Source organism: Argonema galeatum A003/A1 (genome assembly GCF_023333595.1).
Taxonomy (GTDB): domain Bacteria; phylum Cyanobacteriota; class Cyanobacteriia; order Cyanobacteriales; family Aerosakkonemataceae; genus Argonema; species Argonema galeatum.
Genome location: NZ_JAIQZM010000002.1, coordinates 22,831 through 44,332, shown reverse-complemented (window position 1 = coordinate 44,332; position 21,502 = coordinate 22,831). Strand labels below are relative to the sequence as shown.

At 45.0% G+C, this 21,502-nt stretch carries 22 protein-coding genes, 1 tRNA gene and 1 other annotated feature; of the genes, 6 read left to right on the top strand and 17 right to left on the bottom strand.

Going from position 1 to position 21,502, the window contains the following annotated elements; translation table 11 throughout:
* Positions 1-127: 127 nt before the first annotated feature.
* The 14 genes from rplL to LAY41_RS03460 form a co-directional block, all read right to left on the bottom strand.
* Positions 128-517 carry a 50S ribosomal protein L7/L12 gene (gene rplL, locus LAY41_RS03525; protein ID WP_249094159.1) on the bottom strand — a complete coding sequence of 130 codons (390 nt, stop codon included), beginning with the start codon at positions 515-517 and terminating at the stop codon, positions 128-130.
* Between the two features lie 90 nt (positions 518-607).
* Positions 608-1,165, bottom strand: a complete 558-nt coding sequence (gene rplJ / locus LAY41_RS03520; RefSeq protein WP_249094156.1) for a 50S ribosomal protein L10 — start codon at positions 1,163-1,165, stop codon at positions 608-610.
* Positions 1,166-1,258: 93 nt separating this feature from the next.
* Positions 1,259-1,429, bottom strand: a sequence feature (ribosomal protein L10 leader region).
* Between the two features lie 23 nt (positions 1,430-1,452).
* Positions 1,453-2,166, bottom strand: coding sequence for a 50S ribosomal protein L1 (gene rplA, locus LAY41_RS03515; RefSeq protein WP_249094154.1), 714 nt, complete (start codon positions 2,164-2,166; stop codon positions 1,453-1,455).
* 69 nt (positions 2,167-2,235) lie between these two features.
* Positions 2,236-2,661, bottom strand: coding sequence for a 50S ribosomal protein L11 (gene rplK / locus LAY41_RS03510; protein ID WP_249094152.1), 426 nt, complete (start codon positions 2,659-2,661; stop codon positions 2,236-2,238).
* A gap of 7 nt (positions 2,662-2,668) precedes the next feature.
* Entirely contained in the window at positions 2,669-3,316 is a 648-nt protein-coding gene (gene nusG, locus LAY41_RS03505) for a transcription termination/antitermination protein NusG (RefSeq protein WP_249094150.1), read from the bottom strand.
* Positions 3,313-3,537, bottom strand: a complete 225-nt coding sequence (secE, locus tag LAY41_RS03500; protein WP_249065791.1) for a preprotein translocase subunit SecE — start codon at positions 3,535-3,537, stop codon at positions 3,313-3,315. Before secE ends, nusG begins: the two co-directional genes overlap by 4 nt.
* A 361-nt stretch (positions 3,538-3,898) precedes the next feature.
* Positions 3,899-3,971, bottom strand: a tRNA-Trp gene (locus tag LAY41_RS03495).
* A 78-nt stretch (positions 3,972-4,049) separates the two neighbouring features.
* On the bottom strand, positions 4,050-4,415 hold the full coding sequence (gene rplS / locus LAY41_RS03490) for a 50S ribosomal protein L19 (RefSeq protein WP_249071824.1): 366 nt from the start codon (positions 4,413-4,415) through the stop codon (positions 4,050-4,052).
* A gap of 237 nt (positions 4,416-4,652) precedes the next feature.
* Positions 4,653-6,440 (bottom strand): iron uptake porin, encoded by a 1,788-nt coding sequence (locus LAY41_RS03485; protein ID WP_249094149.1) that lies wholly within the window; start codon positions 6,438-6,440, stop codon positions 4,653-4,655.
* A gap of 173 nt (positions 6,441-6,613) precedes the next feature.
* Complete coding sequence (locus LAY41_RS03480) at positions 6,614-7,195, bottom strand: Crp/Fnr family transcriptional regulator (protein ID WP_249094147.1); 582 nt, start codon at positions 7,193-7,195, stop codon at positions 6,614-6,616.
* Positions 7,196-7,469: 274 nt separating this feature from the next.
* Positions 7,470-9,617: a PhoX family protein gene (locus tag LAY41_RS03475; protein ID WP_249094145.1), complete on the bottom strand. Its 2,148-nt coding sequence runs from the start codon at positions 9,615-9,617 to the stop codon at positions 7,470-7,472.
* A 295-nt stretch (positions 9,618-9,912) separates the two neighbouring features.
* On the bottom strand, positions 9,913-10,602 hold the full coding sequence (phoU, locus tag LAY41_RS03470) for a phosphate signaling complex protein PhoU (RefSeq protein WP_249094143.1): 690 nt from the start codon (positions 10,600-10,602) through the stop codon (positions 9,913-9,915).
* Positions 10,603-10,983: 381 nt separating this feature from the next.
* Positions 10,984-12,390: a sensor histidine kinase gene (locus tag LAY41_RS03465; RefSeq protein ID WP_249094141.1), complete on the bottom strand. Its 1,407-nt coding sequence runs from the start codon at positions 12,388-12,390 to the stop codon at positions 10,984-10,986.
* A gap of 72 nt (positions 12,391-12,462) precedes the next feature.
* Positions 12,463-13,215: a winged helix-turn-helix domain-containing protein gene (locus LAY41_RS03460; protein WP_249094138.1), complete on the bottom strand. Its 753-nt coding sequence runs from the start codon at positions 13,213-13,215 to the stop codon at positions 12,463-12,465.
* A 322-nt stretch (positions 13,216-13,537) separates the two neighbouring features.
* Between LAY41_RS03460 and LAY41_RS03455 the strand changes: the two genes are divergently transcribed.
* The 4 genes from LAY41_RS03455 (at position 13,538) to LAY41_RS03440 (ending at position 16,706) form a co-directional block, all read left to right on the top strand.
* Positions 13,538-14,404 carry an LPS biosynthesis glycosyltransferase gene (locus LAY41_RS03455; protein ID WP_249094136.1) on the top strand — a complete coding sequence of 289 codons (867 nt, stop codon included), beginning with the start codon at positions 13,538-13,540 and terminating at the stop codon, positions 14,402-14,404.
* A gap of 20 nt (positions 14,405-14,424) precedes the next feature.
* Positions 14,425-14,565, top strand: coding sequence for a hypothetical protein (locus tag LAY41_RS03450; RefSeq protein WP_249094134.1), 141 nt, complete (start codon positions 14,425-14,427; stop codon positions 14,563-14,565).
* A gap of 102 nt (positions 14,566-14,667) precedes the next feature.
* Entirely contained in the window at positions 14,668-15,684 is a 1,017-nt protein-coding gene (locus LAY41_RS03445; RefSeq protein WP_249094133.1) for a glycoside hydrolase family 99-like domain-containing protein, read from the top strand.
* 71 nt (positions 15,685-15,755) lie between these two features.
* Positions 15,756-16,706, top strand: coding sequence for a glycosyltransferase (locus LAY41_RS03440; RefSeq protein ID WP_249094131.1), 951 nt, complete (start codon positions 15,756-15,758; stop codon positions 16,704-16,706).
* Here the strand turns inward: LAY41_RS03440 and LAY41_RS03435 are convergent.
* Entirely contained in the window at positions 16,695-17,624 is a 930-nt protein-coding gene (locus LAY41_RS03435) for a glycosyltransferase family 2 protein (RefSeq protein ID WP_249094129.1), read from the bottom strand. The genes LAY41_RS03440 and LAY41_RS03435 overlap by 12 nt on opposite strands.
* Before the next feature lie 111 nt (positions 17,625-17,735).
* On the opposite strand from LAY41_RS03435, the gene LAY41_RS03430 reads away from it, so the two are divergent.
* On the top strand, positions 17,736-18,983 hold the full coding sequence (locus LAY41_RS03430; RefSeq protein ID WP_249094127.1) for a glycosyltransferase family 4 protein: 1,248 nt from the start codon (positions 17,736-17,738) through the stop codon (positions 18,981-18,983).
* A 3-nt stretch (positions 18,984-18,986) separates the two neighbouring features.
* Here LAY41_RS03430 and LAY41_RS03425 read toward each other — a convergent pair whose 3' ends face one another.
* Positions 18,987-19,253: a glycosyltransferase gene (locus LAY41_RS03425; RefSeq protein WP_249094125.1), complete on the bottom strand. Its 267-nt coding sequence runs from the start codon at positions 19,251-19,253 to the stop codon at positions 18,987-18,989.
* A gap of 199 nt (positions 19,254-19,452) precedes the next feature.
* Between LAY41_RS03425 and LAY41_RS03420 the strand changes: the two genes are divergently transcribed.
* On the top strand, positions 19,453-20,355 hold the full coding sequence (locus LAY41_RS03420) for a glycosyltransferase family 2 protein (RefSeq protein ID WP_249094122.1): 903 nt from the start codon (positions 19,453-19,455) through the stop codon (positions 20,353-20,355).
* A gap of 2 nt (positions 20,356-20,357) precedes the next feature.
* Here LAY41_RS03420 and LAY41_RS03415 read toward each other — a convergent pair whose 3' ends face one another.
* A complete protein-coding gene (locus tag LAY41_RS03415; RefSeq protein ID WP_249094120.1) occupies positions 20,358-21,473 on the bottom strand; it encodes a glycosyltransferase in 1,116 nt (371 codons plus the stop codon).
* Positions 21,474-21,502: the final 29 nt, after the last annotated feature.

The window sequence follows — 21,502 nt, the reverse complement described above, 5'->3', positions numbered from 1 at the left end:
CCGCTGTATTTCTGATTACCCATTACCCATTACCCATTACCCCCAAATCAATGACTAATGACTAATGACAAGTAATAAAAAAGAGTCCCAGCGGGACTCCTTAACAACAAGGTAATAACTCCAGCGATTACTTAACCGTAACCTTACCGCCAGCTTCTTCGATCTGCTTTTTGATGTCCTCAGCTTCTTCCTTCTTAACGCCTTCCTTAATCGACTTAGGCGTAGATTCCACCAAATCTTTAGCTTCCTTCAGACCCAGACCGGTGATAGTCCGTACCACCTTAAGAATGCCAATCTTCTTATCGGCAGGAACTTCTTCCAGAATAGCCGTAAATTCCGTTTGTTCTTCTACTGGTTCCGCAGCAGCAGCAGCAGCAGCAGGCATCATCATCATGCCGCCAGCAGGAGCAGCAGCACTGACGCCGAAGGTTTCTTCAATTTGCTTAACAAGCTCGGCAGCTTCCAGCAATGTCAAAGATTTGAGTTGTTCGACAATTTGATCGGTAGTAGCGGTCATTGATAAACTCCTGAGAATTTTTTACAGTTAATTGAGGGAAATGAGATTTTAAATTGAGGAGCAATCCAAAATCTAAAATCTAAAATCAAGCTAAGCGGCTTCGCTTTCGGCGGCACCATTTTTTTCCTTGTCTTTATCGGCCACAGCCTGAAGGCCACGAGCCAGAGAAGCAGGAACTTCGTTGATGGCGATCGCAATTTTGGCAGTCACAGCATTGAGAGCGCCAGCAATCTGAGCCATCAGCTGTTCCTTGGATGGGAGGTCAGCCAGCGCCTTCACATCATCTTGAGACAAGGCGCGACCTTCCATTACACCACCGCGAAGTTCACTCTTCTTGGTAGCTTTTTGGAAGTCTTGGTAAGCCTTGATAGCACCGCTGATGTCTTCCTTAACTAGCAGGAAGGCTGAAGAACCCTTGAGGAATTCTTCCATTGCCTGCCAGTTGGCGTCACCGTCAACGGCAATTCCCATCAGGGTGTTTTTGGTCACTTTGCAAACGGTGCCGGTAGGAAGCAGCCGCCGCCGCAAATTGGTGATATCAGCAACGGACAGTCCTTTGTAGTCGATCACCACTGCCATCTGAGACTCGCTTAAGGTTTGCTTAAGCTCGGTGATAATCGAATCTTTGTCTTCTCGTGTTCTACCCATAAGTGTTTCACCTCCTTAAAGTTGGTGCAGAATCGAAAACTTCGATCGGGGCTCTCTTGCTAGAGGCATTGATAATTCTCGCTTGGACAGGCCAAAGCAAATTAAAAACCCCAGCTTTTGAGCGGGGGTGACGCGATCGCATTTTTCATCGCCTGCCAATCCCACATAAATGGGTCGCAAGCAAAAATGCTATCTTTGGTGTCAACCTCGGCAGGAAATTAAGCTATTAGCTCCTGCTTTCTTTGGCTTTGCCTATTTAGTTTGAAAACACGCCCTAGCCCCTAGTTTTATTGAACTTCGCTGAGTTTCAAGTCCCTCAGCCCGCTGATGTCAACCTCAATCGATGGCCCCATCGTCGAAGATACATATACAGTGCGCCAGTAGCGGCCTTTGGCTCCAGAAGGACGGTTGCGATCGATCGTTTCTTGCAATGCCTTCAGGTTCACCAACAGATCCTGGGTCGAGAAAGATGCCTTGCCAAACAGGATGTGAACAATCCCGGTACGGTCTGCCCGAAACTCTAGTTTACCAGCTTTGAATTCTGCGATCGCCCCTGCCACATCGGCAGTTACCGTACCACCCTTCGGCGAGGGCATCAAACCGCGTGGCCCCAGCAGCTTACCCAGCTTTGCCACCATCGGCATCACATCCGGCGTAGCAATCAGCTTATCAAAATCCATCCTGCCTTTGAGAATTTCGTCGATTAGCTCCTCCGAGCCAACCAAATCTGCGCCTGCATTACTTGCTTCGGTTACTTTTTCACCGCGAGCGATTACCGCCACCCGCACCGTCTGACCAGTTCCCTTGGGCAGTACCACCGTCGTCCGCAGCTGTTGATCCGCGTACTTTGGGTCAATTCCCAGCCGGATGTGGGCTTCTGCCGATTCGGGAAACTTAGCTGTGGCCGTTTCCTTTAACAAATTTAGCGCGTCTAACGGCTCATAGGCCCGAACTTCTACTTTCTTACGCAGATCTTGCATTCTGCGCGATTCTTTTTTCATTCTTTATCTCTCCTGGGGTTCTTAGCGAAGCCTAGCTTCTCCCCCGATAGCGTTAACAACAGTCTTGCACTAATCTGTGACTGCAACACCCATATTGCGGGCGGTTCCTTCCACAATCTTCATGGCTGCGTCAATGTCATTAGCATTGAGGTCAGGCATTTTAGTCTCGGCAATTTCTCTCAATTGCGCCCGCGAAATTGAACCGACTTTCTTGCGGTTGGGTTCGTTTGAACCTCTCTCAACTCCAGCTGCTTTAGTGATTAGAACCGAAGCAGGAGGGGTTTTCAGAATAAACGTGAAACTGCGATCTTCGTAGACAGAAATTTCTACAGGAACCACCATTCCTACTTGGTCAGCCGTTCTGGCGTTGTACTCTTTGACAAACGCCATAATATTCACCCCATGCTGACCCAATGCTGGGCCGACAGGAGGAGCTGGGTTGGCCTTCCCTGCTGGCAAGGCCAACTTAATAATCGCAACAACTTTTTTGGCCATTTATTCTTTAGTTTTGTTTTTGAACCTGATTGAACTCCAATTCCACTGGTGTATCGCGCCCAAAGATGGAAAGCAACGCCTTGAGTTTGCTACGTTCGGGACTTACTTCAATCACCTCGCCTTCAAAGTCTTTGAAGGGTCCTAAAAGTACCAGGATTCTGTCTCCCACAGCCATATCGATTTTGACGACTGGCTCTTGCTCGCGAGTTTGCTTAAAGATTCGTTCTACTTCTGCATTACTCAGCGGCATTGGTTTGACGTGGCCTCGGCCTCTTCCGTAGCGACGTTTTTGTTCAGCCCCTACAAAATTAATCACATTTGGCGTGTTTTTGACAACCTGCCAACTTTCATCGTCCATGATCATCTGGACAAGGACGTAGCCAGGGAAAACTTTTTCGTCGCTTTGATGTCTGCTGCCATCTTTGCGAATCTTGACAGCTGGTGTCTGAGGAATTTCTACCTGTAAAATTCGATCGGCCACATCCAGGGTTTGAATGCGCTGCTCCAGGTTGGTCTTCACTCGCTTTTCACAGCCAGAAGCAACCTGAACGGCATACCAATGGGAGCCTTCTTGACCTTCTTCTGGCGAGTTTTCTGTCAAGAGCGATGTTTCCCGCTGATTCCAATCGCGTTGTCCGTCTGCTGCAAAAGTCATCCGAACACCTTTGTTGATGCCCAACTAAAAAAGTTATCTACTAAATAGATCAGAAGTGCAGAAAGAATCACCATTAAAATGACGGCAGCCGATTCGCTGATTAACTGCTGTCGGCTGGGCCAGACCACTTTATCCAGCTCTTCTTTGGTTCCCTGTAAAAAGTTTACGAGGCTAAATCCAGCTGTTGTTTGTTCAGTCTCTGCTTCGCCTTTTTTTGCCACTGCTCCTTAATCCCCCCTTTCTTCTTTCTATTTATGACTTTTGCCACATAAAATTGACACGAAGCGGAACATCACGGTACTTTCCGGGACACCACTTCAAGTTTCGATCGCTCTTAAACCACCCAAATATACCATTATACACACAAATGGTTTCGATAAGACTTACGCAATGAGCGAATGCTTAAGTTTTATTAGATTTACTTGGGCACTCAGAACCAAAACCACCCCCAAACAAATGTTTGGCGGCGGTTTGTTCTTATTCATTATTATAGCCTGAAGGCAGATACTCCGATCGCAGACAATATTCAAGCGAAAGGCCCAAAACAAAAAACCCAGGTTTTGTGAAAACCTGGGTTTGCTACGCGCCCTGGAGGACTTGAACCCCCGACATCAGGTTTTGGAGACCTGCGTTCTACCAACTGAACTAAGAGCGCACGCTTATTTATCAAGCGATTTCTATCATAACAACATTATGAGAGTTCCGGCAACTAACTCCCATATTTTCGCCAAAACTAGGTCAGGGGCCGATCGAACCGTTGCTTCAGACGAGTGGCCTTGCCTACGCGATCGCGCAAGTAGTAAAGTTTAGCACGACGCACTTGACCGCGACGCACGATCTTGATGCTGGAAATTCGGGGAGAGTGGATTAAAAACACCCGCTCTACACCAACGCCTTGGAAGACGCGACGCACTGTAATCGTCTCGTTAATCCCCCCATTGCGCTTGGCAATCACGACACCTTCGTAAGGCTGTGTCCGCTCCTTACCGCCTTCCTGAATTACTACCCCGACTTTGATGGTGTCGCCTACGTAGATTTGGGGTAAATCTTTTTTTAGTTGTTCGCCTTCTATTGAGCGGATAATTGCTTCAGCATTCATAAACTTTCAAAAAAAACTCACAATTTCTCATTATATATCGATACTTATCTAAAAGTCTAGAGGATTGGTTATCTTACGCTTTTCGCCCCCTGCCCCCAAATCTGGGGGAGAATTACGCCCCCCAACCCCCAAATCTGGGGGAGAAGAAATCTTGTACCCCCCAGATTTGGGGGGTTAGGGGGGCGACTTTACCTCAAATGTAGGGGCAATTCATGAATTGCCCCTACATCAGATCCTTTAGAAGCTAAAGGTCGTCCGCAGCGTTCCCACGTAGATGGTGTCGTTGTTATCGTTGTGTTCTGGATTGAGAATCACAAACGCACCTGGAGTAACGGAGATATTGTCGCTAACTTTAATGCGATAGAAAGCTTCCAGATGATAAGAGGTGTCACTATCTTCACGAGCGCTAATATCATTATCCGTCACTCTAGGCGGCTGACCTGCCACAAAACCAAGCACGTTGCCCTTGCGGCCAAAATCTGCCAAGCCCAGAGTCACGGCATAGTTGATAATGGTTGCATCAGCATCATCCACTCCATCTTCGCGGTGCGCTTGTGTATAACCTCCCCAACCGGAAATGATAAATTTAGAGCTGAGTCGAAAGCTCGCTTCTAGACCGAAGTGATCGGCTGAGGTAGCAACAGTACCAAATGGGGAATTGGCGAAGCTGCTGCCAGTTCCTCCCGAAACGCTGACACCGTTTTGTTGATTGTAGTAGGAGTGTACGTAAGTCAGACCCACGTTAAAAGCTTTACTGGGTCGGATTGATAGCTGAGCCAGAGCAGAATAGCCACCATCAAAGACTCCAAAACCGTCAGAAGGATTATTGGCCTGATTTCTAGGTACCTGGTAGCCCAAAGTTAAACCTAACTTTGAACTAAAGTTGTGTTCTAAGGTAACCCCGGTACCAGCCTCAGTTTGTTTGTAGATGGGGTTGAAGCGCCCAAATCGGGAAATAGAACCTTGGCCTGAACTTTCAAACAGGGGGTTGAAAGTATACATATTGTCATTATATTCACCCCCGATCGCCTCCAAATAAACTTTTGTATTGGAGCCTAGAGGGAACGTATACTCCAAGCGATGCAGGGTGACATCGTTGTTGTCGTCATTGCCATCAAAACCCAAGCGGGTCATGCTCGTACCCGTGACGCCGCCGCTAAATGGGGTAATGTTTCGAGCTTGCAGACGGGTTCTCAAGCGGTCTTTGCCGGTAAAGCTGGTATCCAAGTTCAGACGTACCCGATCGGCGAAGATGACGTTGTCTTGCAACTCCCCACCACCAGCCCTTTCGTCGCCAAACACGCTAGCAAGTGCGAAAATTACTTCTCCTCTAAGTTTGGTGGTAGTGGAGAATTGCTGTGCTTCCAGTCGCGTCGTGCGTGCTTCCAGCCCATCTACCTGACCGCGCAGAGTGTTGATTTCAGCCCGAAATTCCTCTTGCAACCGCCGGAGCCTCTCTATGTCCTCCGTCGTCACTCCGCCACCACCTGCTGCGGCAATCAGTTCTTGAATCCGATTCAAGCAAGAATTTAACCCGGCGGCGAATTCGTAGCGAGTTAAGGCGCGGTTGCCGCGATAAGTGCGATCGGGATAACCTTCAATACAACCGTAGCGCTCGACCAGAGATTGCAGTGCTTGGAATGCCCAGTCTGTAGGCTGTACGTCCCGCAATTGCGAAACAGAAGTCACTTGCTCCAAACCGCTGCTTTGATCGTTGTATTGATTGATTTGATCCAGAGTGCTGTTGGAGTCTTGCTGAGCGTTGCTAGAAGAGCCGTTTCCTGAAGCTGGAACCTGGGCTAACTCAGTACTGTTGCTTGAGATCGGACTGACTTGAAGAGATGCTACTGCATTTGGCTGGTTCTGGGACAGTCCAGATGCGGGTAATTCTGTGGCAGCAGGCGTTTTGTCTTGACCGATCGATCGGGCCGACTCCTCACCTGCTAGGGCCGAGTTAGCTACGAGAATGGTTGCACCCAGAAGTGCGGGACTGAGTTTTAGAGCGTTCCAAAGCATTTTCGACATCTTTGTTGCCTCACACCAAATTTTATTGTACGGAAAAGCCTCAAAATCGACTCAAACAGGTCGCCGAGTATTCCACATACCCGATCGACTTATTGTATCTTTACACGCAACCGATTTGGCGAGCTATGTGTAGGTAAAGTTAGTGGCATATACTACAAGGACGAGCGCGTTCTTCAAATTTTTAAATGCTGTTTTTGCCTCCCAAGAATCAAAAAACGCCCCCGTCGGTTAAGGATGCCCTCTTGTTCAAACTGGTTGAGCAACCGCGTCACCGTTACTCGCGTTGTACAAATGACTTCCGAGAGAGCTTGATGGGTTAATGGCAGTTCGATCAATTTTCCTCCCTCTACTTCGCGACCGAATTTGCGGGCTAACCAGTTTAAAAGTTGCAGCAAGCGAAGGTTAACAGGTCGATTGTGAACGATGCTAAGCAGTTCTTCGCTCTCTTGAGCGTGCGATATCCAGGCATCCATAAATTGATACCAAAGATTAGAAGGTAAGAGACTAACTTCGGCACTTGTTAAGCACTCTATCTGATATGGCTCAAGTCTAGAAAGGGGTTTGCCAACCACATCTCCTGGGCCCCAAAATCCCAGGACGATCGATTTTCCTTCTTCGCTACAAGTCAAAGTACGCACGACTCCACGCTCTATTTTCCATAAGCTATCAGAATGTAGTGGAAGTAAATCGTGGCAGCTGAATGTCCGCTGTTTGAGATTGGTAAGGTTGAGGGGAATAGGAGCAGAGAGCGGCATAAAATTAGGGTTTGGGGTAGGGGCGACAGGAATTTCAAATTTGAGATTTCAGATTTCAAATTTTTAAATTAAACAGGACTTACACAATCGCCCCCCTAACCCCCCAAATCTGGGGGGAAGAAGAAACAAAACTCTTCACCCCCCAGATTTGGGGGGAACAAGACTCTTCACCCCCCAAATCTGGGGGGAACAGAAGCTTACTCCCCCCAGATTTGGGAGGCTGCGGGGGCGAAACCTTTGTTTTTGCATAAGTCCTGGTCATTTTCAATTCTCACTAGGTAATTGGTTTGGCGTCTTGGCGTCGAATGGCAACAACAGCAGGCTTTGGTGGGTCATTTTGACCGCCTCCCGGCCAGTTGGAACCAATCGGAACTGTGCGAGTTTGCTTGAATTTCTGACCGTCAGTTGTTCTCATTTCAAACTCCCTTGTTTCCGAAGCTGCATTTTGACGAATTCCTTTAACTTCTCCTGGATGTTGTATCGATAAAAACAAGGTTTGCTGGTCTTCGGTGAAAAATGGCCCTGTGGTTTCGCAATCCATCGGCCCCATGCCAAACAGGTAGGCGTTGCCTGCGTTTGGGCCAAAAGTGGGGATATGCCAGATAGAGTTGTTGCCAAAGCAACCGCGTCTGAAAGGATCTCCCGGATCGTTGTGTGCTGCTGAGGACATATCGGTAACCATCCAGACATTGTTATTGCGATCGATCAGGAGGTTGTCGGGATTGGCAAAACCAGCGCCGCCGTCAGCAGGTTCGCCCCCCATAGCCAGCATCTGCCAGCGAAAGGTCATCGCAGCTGGGTCGTTTTTATCTTCAATCAACCGCATAATCCAGCCATATTCCCAAGGGCTTTCTGCTTTCGGCCCCTTGAAGATGCGCTTGTCTGGGCCTCCATCGCCACCGGGCGACCCGGAGGTGTAGGTGATGTAGAGGGAACCATCGCTGGCGACTTCGGTGTCTTCGGGACGCGCTGTGGGTGTGGCACCGGCTGCGTTGGCGGCAAAGTGAGCATCGATGAGAATGGCACCTTGTTTTTCTTGGGCATTCCCTATGTAGAGGTCGTTCAGAGTTTTAAATTTTTGTTTGAAACTATTGACTTCTGCGTTTGTTTTTGCATTAAAGTTGCCTCCTTCCGGACGCTTGGGTAGGGTGAGTACTTTACCTTCGATGTTGCTGGGCAGAACGGGATTTACTGGGGTAGTTGGTTTGAGCGGAATCCAGCGCCCAGTACCGTTGGGGTTGAAGACAGCGGCATAGAGCATCCCATCTGCTAGCAGACGGGAATTAGCTTTGTCTTGGGGATTGCTGACTTTGCCTTTGCTGACAAATTTATACAAGTGTCCGCCTCTGCGATCGCACCCCGAATAAAATGCTAGGGGTTTGCCTGCCACAACGCGAATGCCTACAGCTTCGTGGTGATAGCGTCCCAGCCAAGAGTGTTTGGTGCCATAATCCTTGAGGTTGGCTGGATCTACTTCTACTATCCAGCCATATTTGTTACCAGCTAATCCCAGTACATTTCCTTGTCCGGATAACTCTTGTTCGCCGATCGCAAAAGCTAGCTTGCTGGGGTCGAAAGCGGTGCCATCGGCATATACTGGTTCGGGTACTTGGATTTGGAAGTTCTCTTCGCCGCTAAGGACAGTGCCCCAAGGAGTTGTCCCACCAGCACAGTTGGCAAAAGTGCCGATAATGCGATCGCCCAATTTATCGATATAACCTTGGCCCTGAGTTTTGCGAAATACAAATGCAGCTGGGCCAGTTGTTTTTAGATAGCGATCGTCTTCTAATCCAGAAATACCAGTAATCCTGCGATCGGATGACGAATTTGTCCGCACCCATTTGCCATCTGGATTTTTGCGAATGGAAATAACACCTATTCCCTGATCTATCAAAGCTTCTTTGCAAATTTCTCGTATTTTTGCTTTGAGCGCCTCATCTTCTGGCGGCAAAGCAAAAGCATTAATACCAGCCTTACCAGCAGTTTTTACCGCCGCCTGTACCTCAGCAAAAGGCAAAGCTTTCTTTATCACCTTCGGATAGCCTTGTAGCCAAGATATGGGGCTGATGTATTCAAAATTGACTGTCAGGTAACCTTCATCTTTGCCAGTTTCTATGAAAGACAAATAATCATTGTTATAGCCAAAGCGAGAATCGCCTATTGTATCACCCCAAGCACCAATAATGTCATAAGTAAAACTTTCTGGTAGCACGAGGTCATCCACCACTTCGTAAGTACTGTAATTTCGCACTACTTGAGCGGCTGGAATTTCATCGATTTCCAGAGGCATGGGGCCTTTGACCGGCTGGAAGAGCGAGTCGGTACCAGTAAATTTTTTCCGGTTTGCGAGTAACATAACCGCAGCCACAGCGCCCGCACCAGATCCGAGCAACAACAAGAAGTCTCGACGTTTTAGCTTCATATAAAGCTTTGGTTCTAGAAAGTAAGCAAGATTAAGCTGGTCAAAAGCGAGAGCTTCAAACCCAACTGTACTATTGTAAGTTTAGGAACTGGTAAGACTTAGGTAATGGTAAGGTTAAGCTAACCGAAGAAGGGACTAGGGTTAGGGGCTAGGGACTAGGGAAAGAGGGAAAGAGGGAAAGAGGGAAAGAGGGAAAGAGGGGGGAAATTAGTCATTAGTCATTAGTCATTGGTCATTCTCCCCCACTCTCCCACTCCCCCACTCCCCCACTCCTTCCCTAGTCCCTAGCCCCTTCTTAAGATCGGTGTCCGGTAACGATGTAGGCGACTCTTTGACCTATATTGGTGGCATGATCGGCCATTCGTTCCAGGTGACGAATCACTAAAACCATTAAAAGAATCGGTTCGACGACTCCTTTGACATCGCGTGCGCTGGCTAAGCGCTGGTAAAGTGTTTCGTAGGCAGTGTCTACAACGTCATCCTGCTGCTTAATCTGTCGTCCAGCTTCTGCATCCAGGTCGGCTAGGGCTACCAGACTCATTGCTAGCATAGCTTGGGCTTGATGGGACATCTCCGCCATCTCCGAAAAGCAAGGATGAGGCGGGTAGGGAAAAAGTTTAATCGCAATTTCTGCTAAATCTTTGGCGTAATCCCCAATTCGCTCTAAATCTCGCACCAGTTGCATATAAGCGCTTAAAAGGCGCATATCTCTAGCGACTGGAGCTTGCAGGGTCATGAGAGAGGCGCTATCTAACTCGATTTGGCGATAAAATCGATCGATCTGTTTATCGAGTAAGGGAATTTCTTCAGCTGCGGCTAGGCTGCGATCGAACAAAGATTCATGGGACAGGCGAAACGATTGTTCTACCAAGGCTCCCATCCGCAAAACATCACCTTCTAAGCGTCTAAGGCTTCGCTCGAAGTGGAGTCGTTCAGGATAAGGGTTTAAACGCGAACTCTTCAACCTAACTTGTCGGAAAACCATATTAATGAGGTCATTGGATTTTGGATGAAAGGATTTTAAATTTTGGATTAGCCGCTTGAAACCAATAATTTCTCGATCGAGGCGGGGCTTTGAATTCGATTTCTAAGTCCTGAAGCTCTTGTTTTTAATATGTCGCGCTGAACAAAAAAGTATTTTAATTTACAGAAAAGTCTGGTTTTTTATACTAAGACTCAGCGCTAAATTCCAGTATTTTTATGCCTGTCAGCAGGGTCGGGCTAACGGAAGCAGGACTTACGCAAAAACGGCTCTTTCGGAGTTGTGATGGTTTTGTTCAAAAAATCACATTTTTATGCCTCTGCCCCTCTGCGACTCTGCCCCTCTGCTCAAATAGCATAGTAAATACGGAAGAGACGTTTTTATTCAGCCCTCAGCAGTAACTTGAGGAGCGATCCCTTCTCCATAAGGTAATTCAATTTTCAGCCAAGCGCCACCTGTTTCTGGATGGTTTTTGGCTTGTACGGAACCGCGATGAGCAAGAATAATTTGTCGCACGATCGCTAAACCTAAGCCGCTACCAGTTGTATTAATACCTAAAGCTTCATGTCGATCCGGAGAAGACGCTGAGTGTCTCGTCCGGGAGGCGTCCCCCCGATAGAGTCTCTCAAAAACATGAGGTAAATCTGATTCAGGAAATCCAGAGCCTGAATCGATAATATTAATTTCAACGAGCTTGGGGGCATCATTGTTGGGAAGGAGATTTACCTCCACTTCAATCGCACCCAGCGGCGGGCTGTATTTGATACTGTTGTCCAGTAAGTTGAGAAAAATCCGGTATAGGCGAGATTCATCTGCTTCTATCCACAGGGAGTCCGGGCCAGAATAGGTCAGACTTAGTTGCTTTGGCTCGCTCAGGAGTTCTAGACTATGCCAGACAGATACGATCAAAGACCGCAGTTCCAGGGGTTTGCGGCGAAGTTTATTGCTAGAATCTACCTCCAGTTGGCTTAATTCCAGCCAATCTTGTACTAAATTAATCAGCCGGTTGACTTCTGGTAGCAGGCGATCGGCCCATCGGCTCATGGGCGGCTGCAAGCGGTCTTGCAAAGCTTCCGCCACTAAACGGATAGACGTTAGTGGAGTTCTCAATTCGTGAGCTAAATCGGAAACCCACCTATCTTGTGCTTGGGAAAGTTCGACTAAGGCTTGTCGGTTTTCCAAAAAGACGCCTACCTGACCTTCGGGTAAAGGCCAGCTGTAGGCACGCAGGGTAAGGGCTCTAGCTCCACCCATCGCTTGTGTGTTTGGATACGTCGGGTGAAAAACCCACTCTTGCTGAGAGGGTTGCTGGCGGTGACGAGTTTGTTCGATTAACTGGTCGAGTTCATACGATCGCACTAACTCCAGCAGCAAACGAACCTGTCCCGGTTCCCACCGATTTATGTTCAAAAGGTCACGCGCCTGTTGGTTGCACCAAAGCAGCTGGTTTTCTTCATCTACCATCAGAAAGCCGCAGGGTGCCACTTGGAGTAACTGCTGCCAGGTTTCCAGCTGGATTTCCAGGTTTTGTTGGTGTTCCTTAGCCAAGGAAATCCCCCGCCGCAGGCGAGAAACGATCGGTAGGGCAGGTTGTACGAAAACACTCTCCTGACTCCGATCTTGGCCCAAATCTACATTCTCTAAGTTTCGGGAGGAATGTATAGAATTAAACTTTCGTTCGGCGGGGAGCGATCGCACCAATTGCCCCAGCTGTTTGTAAAGCCAAGCCTGCCAACAGAGCCAAAACCCAATCCCTATGGCTAGACCAAGAAAAAAGGCAACAAGGGCCATTTTTTGTAAGCCATTAGCTATCACCATCAGCTATATGTTAGAAGGTTTGAGCGCACCGCTTCTAAAACTTTTTCAGCCAAACCTATATCCAAAACCCCGAATCGTGACAATATACTCTGGGTGGCTGGGGTCTCGCTCCAATTTTTCTCGCACCCAGCGAATGTGAACGTCTACCGTTTTACTATCCCCTACAAAATCCGGCCCCCAAATGTGGTCGAGCAACAGCTCCCGCGACCATACCCGGCGGGGATAACTCATAAATAACTCTAGGAGGCGAAACTCTTTGGGCGCAAGGCTAATCTCCTCACCCCGAAGCATAACGCGGCACTCTTGGGGATAAAGGGCGATCTCTTTAAACTGCAATACTGCTGGTTGAGCGATCGCGCTTAAGCGTTGACGGCGCAGTAGAGCCCGACAGCGGGCAACAAACTCCCGCATACTGAAGGGTTTGGTAAGATAGTCATCAGCTCCCACCTCTAAACCCAATACACGGTCTGTTTCGCTTCCCTTGGCTGAAAGAATCAAAATTGGGACTGGGTTCCCTTGACGGCGGAGCAAGCGGCAGATATCCAAACCATTGACTTGAGGCAGCATCAAATCCAAAACGACCAGATCTATAGGGGATTCTGCCGGTTCGGTGTAGATACTTTGCAACAAGCCAACAGCCTTCTGTCCATCTGTAGCCGTGATTACCTCGTAATCTTGCTCCTCTAAGGCCATAACGATCATTTCTCGGATTAGATCTTCGTCTTCAACCACAAGGATGCGGCTTTTTTGTCCGATTTCTGCTCTAGAAGGAGTCTGAGTTAACTCAAGCGAAAACATGATTTAGGAACTTTGTATGTTTCTGAGCCCACCAAAAAGATAACGCGATCGGTGCTATAAGTTGACGACCACACCGAAAAATTTCGTTAAAATTCCCCGATGCCGGTTGCGATCGCGTTACTGGCTTAAAGCTTTTGCACCAGGTATTGGTTGCGCTTTAGCGCTCTTTTAGCCCTAAAGCGCAACCAATACCCATTATCCATTCCGAACAAGAGCCAATGGAACTAACTAGCAACTTGAGTTAGTATAAAGTCTATACGTTAGTTTTACCCCGCGATCCTACTGCATTAGTGATACTCCTAGCAACTTTAATCCAGCCAACATGAACGCAAGCCTTTCCTCTGCCAACCAAGTTTCTAATTCCTACCAACTTGTTTATTTTATTGGCAAAGTCTTCATTATTGCCTACAAAGAGCCTACCCAGCAGCTTGAGGAAGTATTGAAAAAAGAAGGTTTTCACTGCGAAATTCTCCGCCAAGAACACCAGCCAGAATATCAAACTTATTCTCGCAGCTATCTCTGCCTGATGAACCATAGCCGCGCTTGGGAAAAAGCAATACAGGAAAACAAACCAACTCTGATCGTTGAGGCAGATTTTGTCCCAGTAGTTGGTTTAGGTAAACTTCCTTTACCTTTTAATCCCAATCAGCAGAATGTAGGAATTTCCTGGATTTATACCTGTGCTTCCCAAGTTTATAGCGTCTCAGATGAAGGTTCTGCCGAAGGATTTTCAGTTTCCACAGTTGCTTATATTGTCACACCACTAGCGGCTAAAAATCTGATTGAGTTAGCAGAGGAAATCAGAGTAAAATCTGGAACAGATACTTACTCATCTTGGGACTCAGATATTGATAAGTTTCTTCGGGTAAAATCCCTGAAAAATTACATTCCATTCCGCAATTACGGCGAACATGGAGGATTGCCTAATTTAGAACATTACAAAAACGGTCTTAGCAAAACTCATCGCGCTGATGTATTATATGGAAAGCTGGCCTTTAAACCTTTTTATGCTTGCGAGGAAAGAGGAGGGAAAGAAAATTTTGTAACGGCAAGAATTCAGGCTCGTTTGAAGGGGATTGCTCGTTTATTGCTGGGTAAATTTTTGCGGATTCCTGTGATTAAAGGTTCCACTGTACCAAGGAGATTGATTAGTTTTGCTATTCGCAGACAATTATCGTTCCATCTATAAAAGTTAATAAAGAAGAGCTAATGGGGCTTAAAGTGCGTTCTTTGGTGCGGTTATTTCCTTCTCTAAATCGCTTTGCTTACTATGCCTATGTGGTGCTGGCACGTAAAGAAAAAGAAACTCCAGCAGATTATATTCCTTTTAAGAAAACTTACACACTTTAACTGCTCAACTAAAGGGAGGTCTTGAATCATGCTAAACCAAAAGAAAGTAAAACTCATAGCGTTTTACCTTCCTCAATATCATCCCATTCCAGAAAATGATGAATGGTGGGTAAGGGTTTTACAGAATGGACTAATGTTGCCAAATCCAAGCCTTTATTCGCAGGACATTATCAACCTCACATTCCAGCAGATTTAGGATTTTATGATTTGCGTTTACCAGAATCACGGGAAGCTCAAGCTGAATTAGCCAGAGAATATGGCATATATGGCTTTTGTTACTATCACTATTGGTTCAACGGCAAACGTCTTCTAGAACGACCGTTCAATGAAGTTTTGGCTTCTGGAAAACCAGACTTTCCCTTTTGCCTTTGCTGGGCAAATGAAAACTGGACAAGAGCATGGGATGGACAAAACCAGCAGATTTTAATGGAACAAAAATACTCTGAGGAAGATGACAGACAGCACATCCGATCGCTTATTAAGACATTTCAAGATCCCAGGTATATAAAAATTGACGGCAAACCACTCTTTCTTATCTATAGATCTTCAAAAATACCCAATCCTCTCCAAACAACATCTATTTGGAGAGAAGAAGCAAAAAAAATGGGTATTGAAGATATTTTTTTATGCCGGGTTGAAAACTTTGATAATGAAAGTAAACCTCTCTCTCCACAGGGATTTGATGCGGCGGTAGAATTTCAGCCACAATGGAAATCTCTGTTAAATACAACCAAAATCTGGAGGTTAGCTAGAAAATTAAGAATATGGGATAAAGTATACCAAGAAAATTTTATTTTGGATTACTCTGCAACAGTTGAAAAAATGCTGCAAAAACCTATTCCAACACACAAATATTTTCGCTGTGTAACTCCTATGTGGGATAATTCAGCCCGCCGCAAAAATAATGCACTAATCCTCAAAAATTCAACTCCCGATCTTTATGAATATTGGTTAAAAAATGTTATTCAACAGTTGTCCCCAACTCACGAGGAAGAAAATTTAGTGTTTATAAATGCCTGGAACGAATGGGCAGAAGGTAATCATTTAGAGCCTTGCCAAAAATGGGGACGAACTTACCTTGAGGCTACCTTGAGGGCAGTTACTTCCACAACTACCTAAACAAGTTATTCCCGATCAAATGTTAGCGATCAACATTAGCATAGATAAAATCAAATAAATCACCTAAGTATATGCCATTAATATCCATAATTATTCCTTTATACAATAGCGAGAAAACGATTCTAGAAACACTGAAATCAGTTTTTCAGCAAACCTTTTCAGATTTTGAGATTATCGCTGTCAATGATGGATCAAAGGACTCTACTCTAGATATTCTTGCCACCATTAAAGACCCCCGATTAAAAGTATTTTCATACCCCAATACTGGCATATCACCCAGTCGTAACCGTGGCATATCCCATGCAGAAGGAGAATTTATTGCTTTCTTAGATCACGACGATTTGTGGACACCAGATAAACTGGAGTTGCAACTAAAAGCTTTACAAGAAAATCCCGATGCAGCAATAGCTTATAGCTGGGTAGATTTAATCGATGAATCGAGTCAATTTATCCGACCCCATACCCGTTATAGCGTAAGTGGAGACACTTTACCCAAACTGTTGTTAGATAATATTATCCATACTGCTTCTAACCCGCTAATTCGCAAGTCAGCTTTAATGGAAGTGGGAGGTTTTGACGAATCAGTATTTGGCCCCGAAGATTGGGATTTGTTCCTCCGTTTAGCTACTCGTTATCATTTTGTGGCAGTACCGCGAACACAAGTTTTATTTCGGATGACTGCTACTTCAGCTTCTACTAATATTGCCAGACAGGAAACACAAATTTTAAAGGTAATTGAACGCGCTTTTAGTCAGGCTCCAGAATCTTTACAGCACTTAAGAAAGCGTACCATTACTAAGATTTATATGTATCTTACCTTTAAAGCGCTGGAAGTTCCTTCGGGACGGCAAAATGGGTTGGTAGCTGCTAGATGTTTGTGGATAGCTGTGAAAAACGATCCGACTCTGCTGCGGCAGCAAAAAAATATCTTGGTTGCTTTATTTAAAATTGCAGCAGTCCTTATTTTACCATCTCAGCAGGCGAAAGAATTGCTAAAAAAAGTTAAGGAATTAAAGAGCTAGATTACGGTATTTATCCGACTTAACACCGAAAGATTCTAAAATAACCGCTGCTAGTGCTTCAACAGTACCTTTAGGACTTATTCTCCATGCCCAGATAAAAAACTCTCCGGCTTTTTTGGGATTTGTCCTCAAGTTACGTTTGGCTACTCCCAAATGATATCGCGCCGCTACATATCCTCTGGTTGCTGTTGGGATAATACTCAAGTTTTGGTGTTTTCGGAGGACAAGTGCATGGCATTCTAAAATTTTTTTGATATTAGATGTTAAAGCTGAACTATTCTTTTTTCTATAAAGACTATGTATGCCAGATACATGGACGAATTTAAAGCCTGCTGCTGCTACCCTTAACCAATAATCTAAATCCTCAACGCCTCTAAGTTGAGGATTTGGATCGAATAAACCTACTGTTTCTAGAATATTTTTTTTCATGACTGCTGCGGATGGCTGGATGTAGTTTCGGGCGAAAAGACTAGCAGGAAAATCTTCTATATCTTGTTGCGTCGGCCCCCATAAACCTAGTAGTTTATTAGTACCATCCTCAAACTTCTGAACTGTGCAGTATGCTAAGTCTGCGCCTGATTCCTGTAGTTTGCTAACTGCTGCCTCTAAATGGGTTTCCTTCCATAAATCGTCATAATCTAATAAGGCTAAATATTCTCCTTTAGCCTGGGCGATCCCTGTATTTCTGGTTACGCTTGGGCCTTGATTGTTCGGGTGGCGAATATATTTAACATTGCGATCGCCCACAGTCCTCGCAAACTCTTGTACAATTTCCTCAGTGCGGTCTTTAGAGGCATCTTCAACAACAATGATTTCCCAGTCGGGATAGGTTTGGGCTTTCACTGACATTAAAGCTTCCAGGATGAGACCCTCAGCATTGTAAGCAGGAATAATAACGCTCACCAGTGGTTTAGTCATATTTGCATTCCTTATACCCGAATGCTACTAATATAAGCGAGGCAGATCCTCCAGGGTAAAAGCTAAACTTAGTACCATTCCTAATATACCCCTCATAGGAGACATAATATTTTGAGTAATCCCTCATTTCGCACTTTCTTTATTACTAGAGACATACCATATCCACCGATGAATGGCGGTCTCTTGCGGAACTGGCAAAACATTAACATAATGATGAAATTTGGCCCTGTTGGTGTTTTTTCCTGTTTTGACTCAAAGCAAAATCCCAGTGATAGTCTTCCTGGGGTTAGTTTATGGCATCCTTGTCAGATTACCAAACCTTCTTCATTTTGGGAAACTCTCAAACGTTGGGCTTGGCGAGTGCGTCCCGCTGGAGATTTATACGTTTATAAATTGTACAGTCAGTCAGCAGCCGATGAGTTACAAGAAGTTATCCAAAAATTTCAGCCAGATTTGGTAGTTTTTGCAGAAATCTGGATGTATCGCTACTTACCAGTAGTCCAGAAGTATGGGTTGCCGATTATATTTGATAATCATAACGTAGAAGCGCTAACCAAAAAAATCTCTGCCAATCAAAGCTTGATTTCTCAAATCAAAGAAAAGCTACAATTTTTCCAGCACAAAAACATCGAAAGGGAGTTCATCCGCCAAGCTAAGCAAGTGTGGGTATGCAGTGAAGAAGATAGTTATCTCCTGCAAGAAGTTTACGGCCAAAAATCTTATATTCGCGTTGTTCCCAACGGTCTGAATTTAGCAAATTACGACAGCGTACGTTTGGGTGAATGCAGTCCTCCCAGTGGACTAGAAGACAAACACCGAAATTTCATATTTATGGGCAATTTTGCCTATCCACCCAATCGAGAAGCGGCTGAGTTACTAATACAAAAAATTTATCCCGAACTCCGCCAAAGTTATCCTAATTGTCGCCTGCTTTTAGTCGGACAAAACCCAAATCAATTTATGCGGGAAGCAGCTAAAAAAGATGCGGGAATTATTGTTACTGGTAGAGTTCCCGATATTTTACCTTATCTCGCTGCTGCTAGCGTCGCTGTTGTACCTTTGCTACAGGGTGGAGGAACAAGGTTAAAAATTCTCGAAGCTTTTGCTGCTGGGTGTCCTGTAGTTAGTACCGCTAAAGGTGCCGAGGGATTAAAAGCCAAAGATGGAGAACATCTGTTAATTAGAGATAAGATGGAAGAAATTGTTGAGGGAGTATCCCAAATTTGGGCTGAGCCTTTTTTAGGAGAAAAAATTGCTAATTCTGCCTATGAATTGGTAAGGGAAGAATATTCCTGGGAGGCAGTTAGTCGGCGTGTAGAATCTGCAATGAGCGAATTTTTGTCAGAATTTACTCAATGATAGCTATTTGGAGTTATTGAGCAAATTTTGAGCAAAGATTTTATTTAATCTGCCTTTAATAGATGACAATTGTCCGCTATCTTTTTCCGAAATCCAGCGAATGTGTGGATATTTTTCTGCATACTGCTGGATAATCTCTAAAGTTCGGTCTGTTGAACCACCATCAACAATGATATGTTCGACATCTGGACAGGCTTGGTCAATGACAACTTTTATGCAGGACTCAATAAAGCGATCGCCATTATAAACTGGTGTAATTATACTTATCATAGCTACCTTTATAATAGTAGGATATATTCAACAAACCATGCCTTCAAGCAAGTTGGTTATAAGTCCTTCTAATCATCCTGCATTCAAGTTTAGCATCAAAAAAACTATTCGTTTAGGCTGACTCATAATTACCTCTGTGGATTATGATTGGATTGTCTCCCCTTAAATTAGACATTCCCACTGGTAAAAAAATCGAGTTATGCAAGAGCAACCCCTGGTAAGCATTATCATCAATAACTACAACTACGGGCAGTTTTTGCCTGCAGCCATTGAAAGCGCCCTCAATCAAACTTATTCTAATACTGAAGTTATTGTAGTCGATGACGGTTCTACTGACAAGTCGCAGGATATAATTGCCAGCTATTATAACAAAATTATCCCGATTTTGCAAGAAAACGGTGGACAGGCTTCGGCTTTTAACGCTGGTTTTGCTAAAAGTTACGGCGAGATTATTTGTATGCTGGATGCTGATGATATGTTCTTACCAGACAAAGTAACAGAAATCGTCAAAATCTATAAACAGTATCCCGATATTGGTTGGTGCTTTCACACTCTTAAAGTTATGAATCCCGAAACTGGTAAAACTTTCAAAGTTAGTCGCCCTTCTGCTTTTGGAAATTTAGATTATAGAGATTACATTAAAAACGGACAAAGAAGCTTCGTTCATCCCGCGACATCTGGCATTACTTACAGGCGTTCTTTGCTAGGTTTAATTCTCCCTATGCCGGAAGAACCACCCTTAAGCGATAATTATATCAAACTTGCTACCTACTACCTCAGTCCAGGTTTTTACATGGATAAGGATTTAGCAATTCAAAGAATACATGGTGACAACGCCTATACTTTTAGGTTTGATAAACTACCTTATCGAGCTAGGTTAGATGTAGTTACTGCCTACTGGTTAAAGCAAAAGTTCCCAGAATTATCCAAGTTTACTAATAAAGTATTTGCCGATGGAATTAGCACTTATTGGCGCTGTGGTGGTGTGGAACAAGACTATCAAAAACTTGTCAAAAGTTATTGGTCGTCTATTTCCCCGCTGGAAGGTTTAGAAATTCTTGTGCGATGCCTTAATCGGATCGTTAAAAAGCAGTACAATTAATTTTAATCTGTTTGAGAAACACCCAGAACATCAAGATACTTTTGCGTGGCATTTTCTAAGGTAAATTGCTGCAACCAAGCTGCATCAACTGATTTATTATTACCAGCTAATACCCGCAAAATTGCTTCTGCCATTGCTTCGCTGTCCCCCACAGGCACTAATTCACCATACTTGCCATTATCTAAAATCTCCGCAGGGCCACTTGGACAATCAGTAGAAACTACCGGAGTTCCCACCGCCATTGCTTCTACCAAAACGTTACCAAAACCTTCCCAAGCTGAAGATAAGGCAACTACTGTAGCCCGCGCCATATACGCAGAAGGATTTGGGACAAAACCGAGCATGGCTACATGATTTTCTATACCTAATTCGCAGATTAAGTTATTTAGTCGTTCTCGTTGGGGTCCTCGTCCTAATATTATCAATTTAGCCTCTTGCTCTGTCAATACTTTCGCAAAAGCACGAATCAGTGTTGGGTAATCTTTTTGCTCGATTAACCTCCCCACACCCAAAATTACTGGCGGTTCTCCACTCATAAACCAAGGGTGTTCTACAGGTTCTTTTGCCTTTTCTAGCAACTCTGCTGTCACTACCGGATTGTAAATTACCTTAATCTGTTCTTTGGGGATTTTTGTCACATTAGCTAAGTCGTTGGCTACTCCTTGGGAAACTGCTATAATGCGATCGGCCCAAGGGTAAAATAACCTGGCGGCTAGAGGAGTTAGGCGTGCTGTCAATTGAGGTAAACGCTTTGCTTCTACAGAAAGAGTGTTGTGTTCGGATACAATTACTCGCGTAGATACCCCAGCCAGACGTTTAGCCCACAAAGAAATTTCACAGGGATAATGTAGGGCAGAAAGTAAAGTAAATGGCTGTTCTTGTTTTAAGTAAGCTGTTAGTTTGGGAATGGTTGTAAGTAGCTTGGGTGCTTGTAAGTCTACAACTCGCACGTGGGGATGGACTTGGGAATTGTAGGCTCCTTTGATGTTGCCCAGCACTAAATCTACTTTTAATCCTCGCTCGACAAAGCCGCGCGATAAGTTTACCATTACTTTTTCTGCGCCACCACCAGCTAAAGAGCGGAGGAAAATGGCAATATGAGAGGGAGTTTTAGGCATAGAGTTTTAATTGCGATCGAATCAGCCTA